This is a genomic window from Kitasatospora cheerisanensis KCTC 2395, from assembly GCF_000696185.1.
GTDB lineage: Bacteria > Actinomycetota > Actinomycetes > Streptomycetales > Streptomycetaceae > Kitasatospora > Kitasatospora cheerisanensis.
Window position 1 is genome coordinate 6,935,182 of sequence record NZ_KK853997.1, and the last position, 16,345, is coordinate 6,951,526.

General features: G+C 73.8%; 9 protein-coding genes, 1 pseudogene and 1 riboswitch. Of the genes and pseudogenes, 6 read left to right on the top strand and 4 right to left on the bottom strand.

Annotated elements, in window-relative coordinates:
- Positions 1-220: 220 nt before the first annotated feature.
- Complete coding sequence (locus KCH_RS31205; RefSeq protein WP_035868564.1) at positions 221-1,402, bottom strand: winged helix DNA-binding domain-containing protein; 1,182 nt, start codon at positions 1,400-1,402, stop codon at positions 221-223.
- A 517-nt stretch (positions 1,403-1,919) separates the two neighbouring features.
- Between KCH_RS31205 and KCH_RS31210 the strand changes: the two genes are divergently transcribed.
- The 3 genes from KCH_RS31210 (at position 1,920) to KCH_RS31220 (ending at position 7,344) form a co-directional block, all read left to right on the top strand.
- Positions 1,920-4,094: a glycoside hydrolase family 6 protein gene (locus KCH_RS31210; protein ID WP_482793302.1), complete on the top strand. Its 2,175-nt coding sequence runs from the start codon at positions 1,920-1,922 to the stop codon at positions 4,092-4,094.
- A gap of 200 nt (positions 4,095-4,294) precedes the next feature.
- Positions 4,295-5,101 carry an SAM-dependent methyltransferase gene (locus tag KCH_RS31215; RefSeq protein WP_035868567.1) on the top strand — a complete coding sequence of 269 codons (807 nt, stop codon included), beginning with the start codon at positions 4,295-4,297 and terminating at the stop codon, positions 5,099-5,101.
- Positions 5,098-7,344 (top strand): putative bifunctional diguanylate cyclase/phosphodiesterase, encoded by a 2,247-nt coding sequence (locus KCH_RS31220; RefSeq protein WP_244305507.1) that lies wholly within the window; start codon positions 5,098-5,100, stop codon positions 7,342-7,344. Before KCH_RS31215 ends, KCH_RS31220 begins: the two co-directional genes overlap by 4 nt.
- A gap of 27 nt (positions 7,345-7,371) precedes the next feature.
- On the opposite strand, the gene KCH_RS31225 is transcribed toward KCH_RS31220, so the two are convergent.
- Positions 7,372-8,010, bottom strand: a complete 639-nt coding sequence (locus KCH_RS31225; RefSeq protein WP_051653652.1) for a GTP cyclohydrolase II — start codon at positions 8,008-8,010, stop codon at positions 7,372-7,374.
- A gap of 272 nt (positions 8,011-8,282) precedes the next feature.
- On the opposite strand from KCH_RS31225, the gene KCH_RS31230 reads away from it, so the two are divergent.
- Together KCH_RS31230 and KCH_RS31235 are read left to right on the top strand one after the other, a co-directional pair.
- On the top strand, positions 8,283-9,197 hold the full coding sequence (locus KCH_RS31230; RefSeq protein ID WP_035868570.1) for an NADP-dependent oxidoreductase: 915 nt from the start codon (positions 8,283-8,285) through the stop codon (positions 9,195-9,197).
- A complete protein-coding gene (locus KCH_RS31235; RefSeq protein WP_035868574.1) occupies positions 9,194-9,958 on the top strand; it encodes a VOC family protein in 765 nt (254 codons plus the stop codon). Before KCH_RS31230 ends, KCH_RS31235 begins: the two co-directional genes overlap by 4 nt.
- A gap of 112 nt (positions 9,959-10,070) precedes the next feature.
- Here the strand turns inward: KCH_RS31235 and lnt are convergent, their stop codons facing one another.
- Positions 10,071-11,627, bottom strand: coding sequence for an apolipoprotein N-acyltransferase (gene lnt / locus KCH_RS31240; RefSeq protein ID WP_035868576.1), 1,557 nt, complete (start codon positions 11,625-11,627; stop codon positions 10,071-10,073).
- A gap of 138 nt (positions 11,628-11,765) precedes the next feature.
- Entirely contained in the window at positions 11,766-15,374 is a 3,609-nt protein-coding gene (gene cobN, locus KCH_RS31245) for a cobaltochelatase subunit CobN (protein ID WP_035868580.1), read from the bottom strand.
- Positions 15,375-15,542: 168 nt separating this feature from the next.
- Positions 15,543-15,675: riboswitch (cobalamin riboswitch) on the bottom strand.
- 198 nt (positions 15,676-15,873) lie between these two features.
- Here cobN and KCH_RS31250 point away from each other — a divergent pair.
- Positions 15,874-16,345, top strand: a pseudogene (locus KCH_RS31250) (cobalamin biosynthesis protein CobG); the annotation flags it as partial.

A 16,345-nucleotide genomic window follows, 5' to 3' on the forward strand; every position in this document is an offset into this window, starting at 1 on the left:
GTGCTGCGCCCGAGTTCGACCTCGGCGGCTCATACGGTGACGCGCTGGGGGCAGCCTCGGTGGTGACGGTGTCGTTCAGCGGGTGGAACACGGCGTGGGGTCTGCCGCTCGTTGCCATCGGGTCCGGCGGATCCGGTGCGGTGACCGGTTCGCGATCGTCGGCGCGGCGCGAACCCCGTTGGGCGGCCTGCTAGTTCGATCTTGACGGCGGCGCGGACGCCTACGCGGTGAGGCGCCGCTCCAGTGGGGTGCGGAAGCGTGGGGTGACGCGGGCGTCGGCGAGGGTGAGGCGCAGGGTGGCGGCCTCGGCGGTGATGGCGTCCCGGGCCTCGCGGCCGGGGTCTTCCAGCAGGTGGAACACGACTTCGCCGTCGGGGCGTTGGGCCCAGGCGCCGATGATTCGGCCGTTCCACCAGACGGTCGGGCCGAGATTGCCGGAGCGGTCGAGGAGTTCGGGGCGGTGGGCGGGGGAGAGGTACCAGTCGCGGTGCTTGCCGCTCATCGCCGTCGGGTCCAGGGCCGGCAGCAGCGCGGCCCACGGAGCCGGTGCGGTGACCGGTTCGAGATCCTCGGGCAGGACGAACCCGGTTGCACCGCCCGCGAGTTCGACCTCGACGGCGGCGCAGCCGGCCAGCGCCGTGCGGACCTCGCGGACACCCCAGCCGGTCCACCACACCAGATCGTCCTCGGTGGCGGGGCCGTAGCGGGCCAGCCAGCGCCGCGCCAACTCGCGCTGTGCGTAGGCCCGTTCGGCGGCGGTGGGCTGCTCGGGGGCGGCCGGGCCGAGCGCCCAGCGGTGCTGGCTGCTGGTCCAGCCACCGACCGGCCGGCGGCGGACGATGCTGCCCTCCATGCCGAGCAGCCGCAGCAGCCGCATGCTGATCGACTGCTCGGTCTGGTACGAGGTGCCCGCCCCGTAGACGATCGTCTCGCGCAACTGTGGGACGAGTTCGCCGAGTTGGCTGCCGGTCAGTTCGACGGGGGAGTCGGCGAGCGCGGCGCGGACGGCGGCCTCCACCTGCGCGGTCCACCCGGCGTCGCGGCCGGAGGCGGCGAAGTCCTTGAGCAGGCGGGCGCGTTCGCGGGCCACCGCCTTGGCGGTGGTGGAGGCGTACAGGGCGGGGGCGAGCCCGGCGGGGATCGCGAAGAGGGTGCCGCGCATGCCGTGCCGGCGCAGGATCGAGCAGTCCCGGTACAGGGCGCGCTCGGTGTCGGCGGTGCCGGGCGAGGCGAGCCGGGCCGAGACGGCGAGGAAGACCGTGGCCGGATCGGTGGCGTGCACGGCCACCAGGTCGTCCACCACCTGCTCGGCCCGGTCGGCCCGGGCGCCGGGGGCGAGGCGGTGCCGCAGGGCCAGGCGGGCGCGGCGCTGGTCGTCGTCGATCGTCGGTCGGGCGGGCACGCGTTCCTCCTCGGAGTCCGGGTCGCTCCCAGCGTCCCACGGCGCCCCGTCACGCCGTGTCTCCGACGCGTGCGCCGCCGCCCGCCGGCGGGCCGCCGTCCCGGGGCCGGAACGCGTCCCGCATCCGGCTGCGGCGCCGCCGTGAAAGTTTCGTCCGGGTGCCCGGCCCGCTCCCGGGGTATGGGCGAGGTGTGGCTGATGGGACGTCAAGCCGGTTGCCAGCAGGGGTGAACGGCCGCTCCAAGCACAGATGTTCCATCGTCTCGGCGGGAGCGCTCCCACAGTTTCTGCGCAACTTCTTGACGACACTGCGAGGTCATGGCTTCATATCGGTTGTTCCCAGGCCGAGTTCGCCTCTGCCGGGGCCAAGTATGGGAGCGCTCCCATTAGTTGGGAGTTCTTCCGTCGAGTCCGTCCCCCACCCGAAAGGACTCCCGTCACTGTGTCGGCCAACCTGACGCGCCGTCTTCGGACGGCGGCAGCGGCAGCGGTGCTCAGCGCCGCGACCGTGCTGCCGATTGCCACGGCGACCACCGCCGCCCACGCCGCCGAGAGCGCCCGCGTGGACAACCCCTTCGTCGGCGCCGGGGTCTACGTGAACCCCGAGTGGTCCGCCCACGCCGCCGCCGAGCCGGGCGGTTCGGCGGTCTCCAACCAGCCCACCTTCGTCTGGCTGGACCGCATCGCCGCCATCAACGGCGTCAACGGCGGCATGGGCCTGCGCGACCACCTGAACGCCGCGGTGCAGCAGGCCGCGGGCAAGCCGTACGTGTTCCAGGTCGTCATCTACGACCTGCCGGGCCGCGACTGCGCCGCCCTGGCCTCGAACGGCGAGCTCGGTCCCACCGACCTGCCGCGCTACAAGAGCGAGTTCATCGACCCGATCGCCGCGATCTTGGCCGACCCGGCCTACGCGAACCTGCGGATCGTCACCACGATCGAGCTGGACTCGCTGCCGAACCTGGTGACCAACGCGGGCGGCACCGCCACCTCCACCCCCGCCTGCGACACCATGAAGGCCAACGGCAACTACATCAACGGCGTGGGCTACGCGCTGGGCAAGCTCGGTGCGATCTCCAACGTGTACAACTACGTGGACGCCGGCCACCACGGCTGGCTCGGCTGGGACTCCAACCTGCAGCCCACCATCGACGTGATCAAGCAGGCCGCCACGGCGTCCGGCTCGTCGCTCGCCAACGTCCAGGGCTTCGTCGTCAACACCGCCAACTACGGTGCGCTGCACGAGCCGAACTTCACCGTCGGCGACTCGGTGAACGGCACCACGGTCCGCCAGAGCAAGTGGGTGGACTGGAACAACTACGTCGACGAGGCGTCCTTCGCCAAGGCGTGGCGCACCAAGGCCGTCGCGTCCGGGTTCAACTCCAACATCGGCATGCTGATCGACACTTCGCGCAACGGCTGGGGCGGCGCCAACCGTCCGACCGGCCCGGGCCCGAAGACCTCGGTGGACGCCTACGTCGACGGCGCCCGCATCGACCGCCGCTTCCAGACCGGCAACTGGTGCAACCAGGCCGGCGCGGGCCTCGGTGAGCGCCCGAAGGCCGCCCCCGAGGACGGCATCGCCGCGTACGTGTGGGTGAAGCCCCCGGGTGAGTCGGACGGCGCGAGCCAGGCCGTCGACAACGACGAGGGCAAGGGCTTCGACCGGATGTGCGACCCGACGTACACCGGCAACGCGCGCAACAACAACAACATGTCGGGCGCGCTGGCGAACGCCCCGCTGGCCGGCCACTGGTTCTCCGCGCAGTTCCAGGAGCTGATGAAGAACGCCTACCCGGCGCTCGGCTCGTCCACCGGCGACACCACCGCGCCGACCGCGCCCACCGGCCTCTCGGCGACCAAGACCTCCAGCAGCGTCACGCTGTCGTGGACGGCGTCCACCGACAACGTCGGCGTCACCGGCTACGACGTGTACCGCGGCGGCACCCTGGTCGGCTCCACCAGCAACCTCTCGTACACCGACACCGGCCTGACCGCCAACACCGCGTACTCGTACACGGTCAAGGCGCGGGACGCGGCGGGCAACGTCTCCGCGGCCTCCGCGGCGCTGAGCGTCACCACCTCCACCGGCGGCGGCACCGGCGACACCACCGCGCCGACCGCCCCGACCGGCCTGGCCGCCACCACCACCGCCAGCAGCGTCGCGCTGACCTGGACGGCGTCCACCGACAACGTCGGCGTCACCGGCTACGACGTGTACCGCGGCGGCACCCTGGTCGGCTCCACCTCCGGCACCTCGTACACCGACTCCGGTCTGCAGGCGTCCACCGCGTACTCGTACACCGTCAAGGCGCGGGACGCGGCGGGCAACGTCTCCGCGGCCTCCGCGGCCCTGGTCGCCACCACCCAGGCGAACGGCGGCACCGGCGCCGGCTGCACCGCCACCTACAAGGTCAGCAACGACTGGGGCGCCGGCTTCAACGCCGACGTCACGGTGACCGCCGGCAACGCGGCGATCAAGACCTGGAAGGTCAGCTGGAACTTCGGCGGCAACCAGCAGATCACCAACCTGTGGAACGGCCAGCTCAGCCAGTCCGGCCAGGCCGTGACCGTCACCAACCTCGCCTACAACGGCACGGTCGGGGCCGGCGCGAGCACCAGCTTCGGCTTCGGCGGCACCTACTCCGGCACCAACGCCCTGCCCACCCTGACCTGCACGGCCACCAGCTGACGCCGGTCACCGCACCCCCTCGGGCCGCCGCCCGTCCGCAGACTCCTGCGGGCGGGCGGCGGCCCCGCCCGTGCGGTGGGCTGCGGCGATGCGTACGGCCGGTCGGACGGCGCCGCTTGCCGAGCGGATCGGAAGTATAGGAAGATCTTTATGTCCTGTTGCCATTTTTCGATCGATTGCCCGCCGGAAGGGGTGCCGTCATGGCGCGTCCGAACTGGGTGCCCGCAGGGACCGACCTCGACAAGCCGAACGCGGCCCGGGTCTACGACTACTACCTCGGCGGCTCGCACAACTTCGAGGTCGACCGGCAGATGGCCCGCCGTGCCATCGAACTCTGGCCCGACCTGCCCATGATCATGCGGGCGAACCGGGCGTTCCTGCGCCGCGCCACCCAGTACGTCGCCGCCGAGGGCATCAGCCGCTTCCTCGACATCGGCTCCGGCATCCCGACCTTCGGCGCCGTCCACGAGGTCGCCCGCGAGTACCGGCCCGACGCCCGCGTCGTCTACGTCGACATGGACCCCGTCGCCGTCGCGCACAGCCGCCTGATCCTCGCCGACGAGGACCTGTGCTGGATCGTCGACGCCGACCTGCGCAACACCGACGACCTGCTCGCCCGCCCCGAGGTCGAGGACCTGCTCGCCCCCGGCGAGCCCGTCGCCGTCATCCTCAACGCCGTGATGCACTTCGTCACCGAGGACGACGGCCCCGAGAAGATCCTCGCCAAGCTCCGCGAAGCCCTGCCCAGCGGCAGCGCCCTGATCCTCTCGCACGCCTCCCTGGAGGGCCGCCCCGACCAGGCCGGCGCCCACCAGGACCTGTACCGCTCCACCCCCACCCCGCTCACCATGCGCACCCGCGAGCAGATCACCGCCATGTTCGACGGCTTCGACCTGGTCGAACCCGGCGTGGTCTACCTCCCCGAATGGCGCCCCGACGACGACGCCACCGTCGGCCCGCACCCCGAGCGGATGACCGGGATGGCCGGCGTCGGACGCCTGTCGTGAGCGAGGCGGCCGCCCCGGGCAACGGGTTCCACGCCGCCTGGGCCGCGATGCTGCGCACCGGACACGGTGCGGCAGTGCGGCCCGGCGTCCTCAACCCGTTGATCGCGCGGACCGCCGAACTGCTGCACCGAGCCGCCCAGGAGCACCCGTTCCGCCCGGACCTGGCCGGGCAGGTCGGCGCGCTGCTGATCGACAACCACTTCACCGACCCGCAACTGCTGGCCGACGCCGTCCAGTTGATCCAGAGTCAGCCCGTCCCCGACGACCGCGGCCCCGCGCTGTCCGGCGCGTTCGCGGCCGGCTGGGCGGCGGCGCTGCGCGAACGCACCCTGCGCGAGCAGGAGGCGATCCGGCTGGCCGCCGACACCGCCCGCCAGGAGGTCGAGAAGGCGCTGCGCGCCTCCGAGGCCCGCTTCCGCGCCCTGTTCGAATCCGCGGCGATCGGCATCGGCCTCGGCGACACCGACGGCAACATCCTGGCCGTCAACCGGGCCCTCGGGGACATCTTCGGCGGCGGCCCCGAGGACATGCAGGGCGTCCGCGTCAACGACCTGGTCCACCCCGAGGACACCCCCGGCGTGTGGGAGGCCTACGAGGAACTGATCAGCGGCAAACGCGAGTACTTCCAGTTCGACAAGCCGTACTACCGGCGCGACGGCGAAGTGGTCTGGACCCACCTGACGGTCTCGCTGATCCGCGACGACGACGGCTCGCCGCTGTACCAGGTCGCCATGCTGGAGGACGTCACCGACCGGTACCGGCTGCAGGAACGGCTGCGCCACCAGGCCACCCACGACCCGCTCACCGGCCTGCCCAACCGCGCCGCGTTCTTCGAACGGCTGGAGCGGCTCTTCGAATCGCCCGAGCCGGACGCCCGGTTCGGCCTGTGCTACGTCGACCTGGACGGCTTCAAGGTCGTCAACGACAGCCTCGGCCACGACATGGGCGACCAGCTGCTGACCGTGGTCGCCGGCCGGCTGGAGTCCGCGCTCACCCCGCTCGGACACCTGGTGGCCCGGCTCGGCGGCGACGAGTTCGTGGTGCTGCTGGAGAACTGCCGCGGCGAACAGGAGGCCGTCGCCGCCGCCAAGACCGTGCTCGCCGCGCTCACCAAGCCCGTGGTGATCGGCGACCACCGGCTCGCCGTCGGCGCCAGCGTCGGCGTGCTGGAACGCCGGATCGCCAGCACCACCCCCGGCGCGGCCGTGCGCGCCGCCGACCTCACGCTGTACCGCGCCAAGGAGGCCGGCCGCGGCCGCTGGACGCTGTTCGACCCGAAGGAGAACGCGCGCGCCGTCAGCCGCTACGCGGTGTCCGTGCGGATGCCCACCGCGCTGGACCGCGGCGAGTTCTTCATCGACTACCAGCCGATGATCGACCTCTCCAACGGCGCGATGACCGGCGTCGAGGCGCTGGTCCGCTGGCGCCACCCGCAGCTGGGCGTGCTCGGCCCCGAGGAGTTCGTCGGCGTCGCCGAGGAGACCGGCCTGATCATGCCGCTCGGCCGCTGGGTGCTCGAACAGGCCTGCGAGCAGGCCGCCGAGTGGGTCGCCGCCTTCGGCGACCGCGCCCCCAAGCTGAGCGTCAACCTGGCGGTCCGTCAGGCCCGCAACGCCGGCCTGGTCGCCGACATCGAGCGGGTCCTGCGCACCACCGGCCTCGACCCGTCCATGCTGCAGCTCGAAATCACCGAGTCGACCGTGGTCGGCCCCGAGGACGAGGCGCTCAAGGCGCTGCACGCGCTGGTCGACATGGGCGTGTCGCTGGCCGTCGACGACTTCGGCACCGGCTGGTCCAACCTCGCCTACCTGCGCGACCTGCCGGTCTCCAACCTGAAGATCGCCGGCTCCTTCGTCGGCGACCTGCACGACCCCGCCAAGGACACCCACCTCGGCTGGCGGATCGTCAGCGGCCTGGTCTCGCTCGCCCACACCCTCGGCCTGTCCGTCACCGCCGAGGGCGTGGAGAGCCGCGCCGACGCCGAACGGCTGCGCCTGATGGGCTGCGACCTCGCCCAGGGCTGGCACTTCGGCCGCCCGGTGCGGCCCGCCGAGATCGCCCGCCGGATCGCCGAGGCCGATCCGGAGCGGGCCGCCGGGACCGCGCCAGGGGCCGGCCCCGAAGGCGTCGACCGCCGGCACGCCCCGGACGCCGCCGCCGACGGCAAGCACCACCCGGCCGTCAGCGCGCCGGAGTTCGCGGCCGAGCCGGAGATCGCGCCGCGCGGCGACGACGAGCGCTGAGACCGGCCCGCCCCGGCCGGCGCCGGGTCAGAGCGCCAGCGTGTGGTGGGTGTGGTCCGCCTTGGCGCGCAGGTAGGCGTGGTTGGCGGGCGTGAGGTGGACGCCGGTCGGCACGCGCTCGGCGACGGTGACGCCGCGGGCGGTCAACTGGGCCGCCTTGTCGGGGTTGTTGCTGAGCAGCCGGACCGCGGGGGCGCCGAGCGCGGCCAGCATCTGGGCGGCGGCGGTGTAGTCGCGGGCGTCCTCGGGCAGGCCCAGCGCGGTGTTCGCCCGGTAGGTGTCCAGGCCGCCGTTGATCTGCAGGTCGTAGGCGTCCAGCTTGTTGTAGAGGCCGATGCCGCGGCCCTCCTGGCGGAGGTAGAGCAGGTATCCGCCGTGCTCGGCGATGCGCCGCACGGACTCCCGCAGCTGCGGGCCGCAGTCGCAGCGGGCCGAGCCGAAGACGTCGCCGGTCAGGCACTCGGAGTGCAGGCGCACCAGCGGGACGCCGGCCGCCGCCGGGTCGCCGAGCGCGAGCGCCAGGTGCTCGGCGCCGTCCGCGAGGTGGTGGAAGGTGTGGACCTCGGCCTCGACGCGGTAGCCGTCCGGGAAGACCAGCGGGATGCGGACCCGGGAACGGACGGTGGCGGCGGCCGGCAGCGGGGCGGTCTCGGGGTGCGTCGTCACGTCGGGTCCTCCGGGGAAGCGCTCGTTCAGGGGTGGGTCGGAACTGGTCGGGATCCGTCGGAGCCGATCAGAGTTGTTCAAATTCGAACGGGGTGGTGCGCGCTCGACGCTACACCGTGGTTCGAATTTGAACAACAAGCGCCGTCCGCCGGTGCGGCGCACCCCTCCCGCCCTCCCGTTCGGCCCACCCGTCCCGGGGCTACCCGCCGGTACCCCGGCAAGCTGAAAGGGCATCGGCCGGCAACCGGAGAACAGGCGGAGGCGGAAGAGAAATGGTGAAGGCATTCGGGTTCGTCGCGTACGGCGGGCCGGAGCAGCAGCAGTTCCTGGACCTGCCACTGCCCGAACCGGGCCCGGGCGGCGTGCGGATCGAGGTCAGGGCCGCCGGCGTCAACCCGGCCGACTGGAAGAAACGGCAGGGCTGGTTCGGAACCGCCGCCGAACCGCCGCTGGTGATGGGCAGCGAGGCCGCCGGCGTGATCACCGCCGTCGGCGACGGCGTGAACGGCTTCGCCGTCGGCGACGAGGTGTTCGGCATCGCCCCCGGCGGCGCGTTCGCCGAACAGGTCCTGCTGTCCGCCCGCGCCACCGCCCGCAAACCCGCCGGCATCGGCTTCGACCAGGCCGCCGCCCTGCCCGTCGCCGCCGCCACCGCGTACGACGCGCTCCGGCAGCTCGACCTGCGGGACGGCGAGACCCTGCTGATCGTCGGCATCGCCGGCGGCGTCGGCAGCGCCGCCACCCAGCTCGCCCGGGCCCGCGGCATCCACGTCCTCGGCACCGCCGGCACCGGCAGCGCCGAGCACGTCCGCTCCCTCGGCGCGACGCCCGTCCGCTACGGCGAGGGCGTCGCCGAGCGGCTGCGGGCCGTCGCCCCCGACGGCGTCGACGCGATCCTCGACCTGGTCGGCGACGGCGCCGTCCGCGACGTCGCCGGGGCGCTGCGCCGGCCCGGACGGTTGGTGTCCACCGCCGACCGCGCCACCGCCGAGGAGTTGGGCGGCGCCTACGTGCAGCGCGACGGCACCGCGACCGTGCTCACCGCCCTCGCCGACCTGGTCGCCGCGGGCACCCTCGACCCGCAGATCAGCGCCCGCTACCCGCTGGACCGCGCGGCCGAGGCGATCGCCGAGGTCGAGACCGGACACGCCCGCGGCAAACTGATCCTGGAGATGAACCGCCCGTGAAACTCACCGAACCGCACCCCGGAGCGCCCTGCTGGGTCGAACTCTCCACCAAGGACCCGGTCGCGTCCAAGGCCTTCTACCACGAGCTGTTCGGCTGGCGCACCGAAGTCGTCCCCGACGAGCAGGCCATGGGCTACACCCGGCTGTACGTCGGGGACCAACTCGTCGGCGGGCTGGTCGGGTTGATGGAACCCGGCCAGCCCACCGCGTGGAACATCAGCTTCCACAGCACCGACGTCGACGCCACCGCCGGCCGGATCACCGACGCCGGCGGCGCCCTGATCGTCGCGCCGATGGACGCCCTCGGCTGGGGGCGCTTCACCGTCGCCCGCGACCCCGGCGGCGCCGTCTTCTCCGCCTGGCAGCCCGGCACCTTGCGCGGCTGCGACGTGGTCAACGAACCCGGCGCACTCGGCTGGGTCGAACTCGCCACCCGGGGGCCGGAGGACGCCGTCGCCTTCTACACCCGGGTGTTCGGCTGGAGCGTCACCACCGGCGAGATGTACACCCAATTCGGCCTGGACGGACGCGACTTCGGCGGCATGATGGACATGGCCGACCAGTTCCCCGCCGAAGTCCCGCCCTACTGGATGCCCTACTTCGCCGTCGCCGACGTCGACCTGAGCGCCGAACGGGCCGCACTGCTCGGCGCCACCGTCACCCTGCCGCCCACCGACGTCCCCGACGGCCCGCGGCTCGCCGTGCTGCGCGACCCGCAGGGCGCGGCGTTCGGCATCCACGTGGCCTACCCGGAGAGTTGAGGCCCGCAGCGGCAGGAACACCGAAGGCGGGTCGGCCGCACCGGGCCGACCCGCCTCGCCGTGCCCGGGAGTTGACGCCCCGCAGAAGAACCGGCCCTGCGGGCGGGGGAGTTCAGACCCGGGCCGAGGGCAGGTCCGCCGACGGCTCGGACGGCGCACCCGGACGGCGCCGCTCCCGCAGCCGCGGCAGCACGGCCACCGCACCCGCCGCCGCCGTGACCGCCAGCGCCGACAGCGGCACCCAGTCGCCCAGCCGCACGTACCAGGTCCGCGCCGCCGGATCGGCCAGTGCCAGGCGGACCGTCACCGCACCCGACTCGCCCGTGGTCAGCCGCACCAGCCGGCGGCCCTGCGCGTCGTACGCCACCGACTCGCCCGTCAACGCCGCCTGCACCACCGGGCGGCCGGTCTCCGCCGCCCGCAGCGCACCCAGCGAGGCGTGCTGGGCCGGCGCCCAGGTCGACTGGAAGGTGGACGTCGCCGACTGGTAGACGATCAGCTCGGCGCCCTGCCGGGACGCGGCGCGCGACATGTCCGGGAACGCCGACTCGAAGCAGATCAGCGTGCCCACCGGCAGCGGACGGCCCTCGCGGTCCACCACCGGCAGCAGGTGCACCGAACTGCCCGGCGCCCGGTTCTCGCCCGCCGCCGCGCTCACCCCCGCGACCCAGCCCAGCAGCGGACGCAGCGGAATGTACTCGCCGAACGGCACCAGCCGGATCTTCCGGTAGCGCGCCACGATGCCCGAACCGTCCACCAGCACCGCGTCCTTGGAGATCCGGCCGTCCGCCTTGCGGGCGTCCTCGCCGACCAGCACCTGCGCGCCGGACGCCCGGGACAGCGCGGCCAGCCGCTCCAGCGTGGCCGTGTCCCGGTCCAGATCGGCGGTGGTCGAACTCTCGCCCCACACCACCAGGTCGACCGGGCGGCCCGCCAGCGAGCGGGTGATCCGGACGTTCGCCTCCAACCGGGCCCGCTCGTCCGCGGTCTGGCCCGCCTGCACCAGCGCCACCGACGCCGAACCGCGGGTCGCCGGCGCCGCCTGCGCCGCGAACGCCACCGGGCCCGCCAGCAGCGCTACCAGCGCCGTCGCACCTGCCAGCACGCGCAGCCACAGCCCGCGGGCCAGCACCAGCACCACCACCGCCGTGTTCACCGCGACCAGCGCCCAACTCACCAGCCACACCCCGCCGACGGACGCCAGACCGAGCACCGCCGGATGCTCCCACTGCGAGGCGCCGAGCAGCGCCCACGGCCCGCCCAGCGCATGCCAGGAACGCGCGAACTCGGCGCTCACCCACACCGCCGGGACGACCACCAGCGCCGCCGCCGACCGGCGGAGCGTCAACCCGCCGTGCAGCAGCCACCACGCGGCCCAGCCCACCGGCGCGAGCAGCACCCCGAACACCACCGCCAGCAGCGGCAGCGCCGGGCCGATCGACGGGACCAGCCAGTACATGCCGGTCAGGATGAACCCGGCGCCGAACCACCAGCCGCGCACCGCCGCCTCGCGCGCCCCGCCCGCCGCCCGCATCAGCAGCAGACCCGGCACCAGCGCCACCCAGGCCAAGCCGGCCAGGCCGGCGCCGGGGAACGTCAGGACGGGCAACGCGCCCGCGACCAGCGCGCCGTAGCGCGCCGGGCGGGTCAGGACGGTTCGCAGGCTCATGCGGCGATTGTCCGCCCGGGCGGGCCGGAAGGCACCCCTATTCGATCACCGGCATGTCAGTGTCGGCCGGCCCGACCCGAGCCGTTCACCTCCGAAGGGGTACCCGGCACGACCCGGGCGGCGCGCCGCAGTTCGCCGCTACTCGCCCTCCAGGTCGCCCTCCGTCTCCAGGAACACCTGCCGCAGCTCCGCCAGCAGCGCCGGGTCCGGCTCCGCCCACAGGCCGCGCTCGGCGGCCTCCAGCAGGCGCTCCGAAATGCCGTGCAGCGCCCACGGGTTGGCCTCGGCGAAGAACTCGCGGTTGACCGGGTCGAGGACGTACTCCTCGGTGAGCTTCTCGTACATCCAGTCCGCGACCACGCCGGTGGTGGCGTCGTAGCCGAACAGGTAGTCCACCGTCGCGGCCATCTCGAACGCGCCCTTGTAGCCGTGCCGGCGCATCGCCTCCAGCCAGCGCGGGTTCACCACCCGGGCCCGGAACACCCGGGCCGCCTCCTCGGTGAGGGTGCGGGTGCGCACCGTCTCCGGGCGGGTCGAGTCGCCGATGTACGCCGCCGGGCTGCTGCCCGTCAGCGCCCGCACGGTCGCCACCATGCCGCCGTGGTACTGGAAGTAGTCGTCGGAGTCGGCGATGTCGTGCTCGCGGGTGTCGGTGTTCTTCGCCGCCACCGTGATCCGGCGGTAAGCGGTTTCCATCTCCTCCCGGGCCGGCCGCCCGTTCAGGTCCCGGCCGTACGCGTAGCCGCCCCACACCGTGTACACCTCGGCCAGGTCGGCGTCGGTGCGCCAGTCCCGGCTGTCGATCAGCTGCAGCAGCCCCGCGCCGTAGGTGCCCGGCCGGGAGCCGAACACCCGGACGGTGGCCCGGCGCTCGTCGCCGTGCTCGGCCAGGTCGGCCTGCACGTGCGCCCGGACGAAGTTCTGTTCGGCGGGCTCCTCCTGACGGGCCGCCAGCCGCACCGCGTCGTCCAGCAGCGCCACCACGTGCGGGAAGGCGTCCCGGAAGAAGCCCGAGATGCGCAGCGTCACGTCGATCCGGGGACGGCCCAGTTCGGCGAGCGGGATCGGCTCCAGCCCGGTCACCCGGCGCGAGGCGTCGTCCCACACCGGGCGGACGCCCAGCAGGGCCAGCGCCTCGGCGATGTCGTCGCCGGCGGTGCGCATCGCCGAGGTGCCCCACAGGGACAGGCCCACCGACGGCGGGAACTGCCCGTCGTTGTCCGCCCGGTAACGCTCGATCAGGGACGCGGAAAGCGCTTGCCCGGTCTCCCAGGCGAGCCGGCTCGGCACCGCCTTCGGGTCCACCGAGTAGAAGTTCCGGCCGGTCGGCAGCACGTTGACCAGGCCGCGCAGCGGCGAACCCGACGGCCCCGCCGGGACGAAACCGCCCTGCAGGGCATGCAGCACCGCATCCAACTCGTCCGTGGTGGACGCCAGCCGGGGCACCACCTGGACGGCCGCGAAAGTCAGCACCTCGGCGACGGCGGCCGGGTGCCCGGCCGCGACCTTCTCGACGGCGGCCGGGTTCCAGTCCTCGGCCTCCATCGCCTCCACCAGCGCCCGGGCCTGCGCCTCGGCGGCGTCCGTCGCGCCCAGCGTCAGCGCCGCCTCGTCCAGGCCGAGCGCCTCGCGCAGGCCCGGCAGCGCGCTGACGCCGCCCCAGATCTGCCGCGCCCGCAGGATGGAGAGCACGATGTTGACCCGGTCCGCGCCCGCCGGGGCCTGGCCGAGCACGTGCAGGCCGTCGCGGATCTGCGCGTCCTTCACCTCGCACAGCCAGCCGTCGACGTGCAGCAGGAAGTCGTCGAAGCCGTCGTCCTCCGGCCGCTCCGCCAGGCCCAGGTCGTGGTCCAGCTTCGCGGCCTGGATCAGCGTCCAGATCTGCGCCCGGATCGCCGGCAGCTTCGCCGGGTCCATCGCCGCGATGTTCGAGTGCTCGTCCAGCAGCTGCTCCAGCCGGGCGATGTCGCCGTACGAGTCGGCGCGCGCCATCGGCGGCACCAGGTGGTCGACCAGCGTCGCGTGCGCCCGGCGCTTCGCCTGGGTGCCCTCGCCCGGGTCGTTCACCAGGAACGGGTACACCAGCGGAAGGTCGCCGAGCGCCGCGTCCGGGCCGCACTCCGCCGACAGCGCCGCGGTCTTGCCCGGCAGCCACTCCAGGTTGCCGTGCTTGCCCAGGTGCACCACCGCGTGCGCGCCGAACCCGCCGTCCTCCTGCGCCGCCGCGATCCAGCGGTACGCCGCCAGGTAGTGGTGGCTCGGCGGCAGGTCCGGGTCGTGGTAGATCGCCACCGGGTTCTCGCCGAACCCGCGCGGCGGCTGCACCAGCACCAGCAGGTTCCCGGAGCGCAGCGCGGCCAGCACCAGGTCGCCCTCCGGGTTCCGCGACCGGTCCACGTACAGCTCGCCCGGCGCCGGACCCCAGTGCTCCTCGACCCGCTCGCGCAGCGCGGCCGGCAGCGTCGCGTACCAGCGCCGGTAGTCGGCCGCCGGGATCCGCACCGGGTTGCGGGCCAGCTGATCCTCCGTCAGCCACGCCTGGTCGTAGCCGCCCGCCTCGATCAGCGCGTGGATCAGCGCATCGCCCTCGTGGTCGAGTTCGGACTCCGTGTGCAGGCCCGGCAGGCTGTCGCCCAGGTCCATGCCCTCGGCGCGCAGCCGCTCCAGCAGCCGGATCGCCGACGCCGGCGTGTCCAGACCGACCGCGTTGCCCACCCGGGCGTGCTTGGTCGGATAGGCGGACAGCACCAGCGCCAACCGCCGCTCGGCCGCCGGAGTGTGCCGCAGCCGGGCGTGCCGCACCGCGATCCCCGCCACCCGCGACGCCCGCTCCGCGTCCGCCGCGTACACCGTCAGCCCGTCCTCGTCGACCTCCTTGAACGAGAACGGAACGGTGATCAGCCGGCCGTCGAACTCCGGGACGGCGACCTGCGTCGCCGTGTCCAGCGGCGACAGCCCGTCGTCGCTGCCCTCCCACTGCTCCCGCGACCAGGTCAGGCACAGCGCCTGCAGGATCGGCCGGTCCAACGCCGCCAACGCCCCCGCGTCCCAGGCCTCTTCGTCACCGCCGGCCTGCGCGTCGGCCGGCCGGGTGCCGCCCGCCGCCAGCACCGTCGTCACGATCGCGTCCGCCGCGCCCAGCTCCGCCAGCAGCTCCGGCTCCGCACCGCGCAGCGAGGCGCAGAAGTACGCGCGGGCCTGGGCCCCCTCGTCCTCGATCGCCCGGCAGAGCGTCTCCACGAACGCCGTGTTGCCGCTCATGTGGTGCGCCCGGTAGTACAGCACCGCGACCGAAGGGCCCTGCGACGTACGGGCGGTGCGCTCCAGCGGACCCCAGGACGGGGCCGACGCCGGCGGCGCGAAACCGTGACCGGTCAGCAGCACCGTGTCCGACAGGAACGCGCCCAGCTCCGCCAGGTTCGCCGGACCGCCGTGCGCCAGGTACGCGTGCGCCTCCGCCGCGATGCCCGCCGGCACCGTCGACAGCTCCATCAGCTGCGCGTCCGGGGCCTGCTCGCCCGTCAGCACCACCACCGGACGCGGCCCGGCGAGCAGCACGTCCAGGCCCTCCTGCCAGGCCCGCCGCCCGCCCAGCAGCCGGACCACCACCAGCCCGACGCCGTCCAGCAGTTCGGGCAGATCGGCCGGAGCCAGACGCGCCGGATTGCCCCACCGGAACGGCACCGGGCCGTTCGACGCCCGGGCGCTCAGCAGGTCCGTGTCGGACGTGGACAGCAGCAGGATCATGCGAAAGCCCTCCCGGGCGTCTCGAACAGCGCGGACAACACGGTGAAGGGCGCACAGGAACGATCGAGGACGCGGAACGGCCCGCCGGGAACAGAGCCCACGGGCGCCCGCCGGGGGGCGGGCATGCGGCAGCGCATGGCACGGACCTTCCTCGGGGTCCTCGCCCCGGGCAGTGGAGGACGGCCGGAGTTCCTGGCTCCCACGGCTCACTGAGCCGCGGTCACAGTGGCGGGACCGCACCGGATTCTCACCGGACTTCCTCCGCTGTGCCGTCGCTGGCAGCGGACACCCCGAGAGATGCCCGGGACACCCCGAGAGGCGCCCGCCAGCATCGTACGGGTTGATCGGCCGTCGGGGGAGTGTGACCTGCGCCGCCGACCCGAAATCGCCCCCGGCCCGCCGCCGACGACCGCCACCACGGGCCTGAGCTGCGCAATCGCACCCCCGACCGGCCCCGGGCGGCGCGGTCGGCACGGTGGCGCGAATCGCCGCCATGGGTATGCTCGCCGCCATGCCACCCACACCCGACGCCTTCGCGGCACCCTCCGTCGGGCCCGACCGAGGCCGCGCCGACGCCTGCCCCGGCGCGCTCCGCCTGCACCCCGCCGAAGACGGGCACCTCGCCCGACTCCGGCTCCCCGGGGGCTACTTGACGTACCGTCAGCTCCTCGCCCTGGCCGACGCGACGGACGCCCTCGGCGACGGCGACGTCGAGATCACCTCCCGCGGCAACCTCCAACTGCGCGGCCTGCGCGAACACTGCGCCGCCGACCTCGCCGAACGGCTGCGCGCCGTCCAGCTGTTGCCGTCCGACACCCACGAACGCGTCCGCAACATCGTCGCCTCGCCGCTGGCCGGCCTCGACGGACGCGGCCGGACCGACGTCGATCTGCCGGCCTGGGTACGGGAGTTGGACACCGCCCTGTGCGCTGCGCCGTGGGCCGCCCGGCTCTCCGGCAAATTCCTCTTCG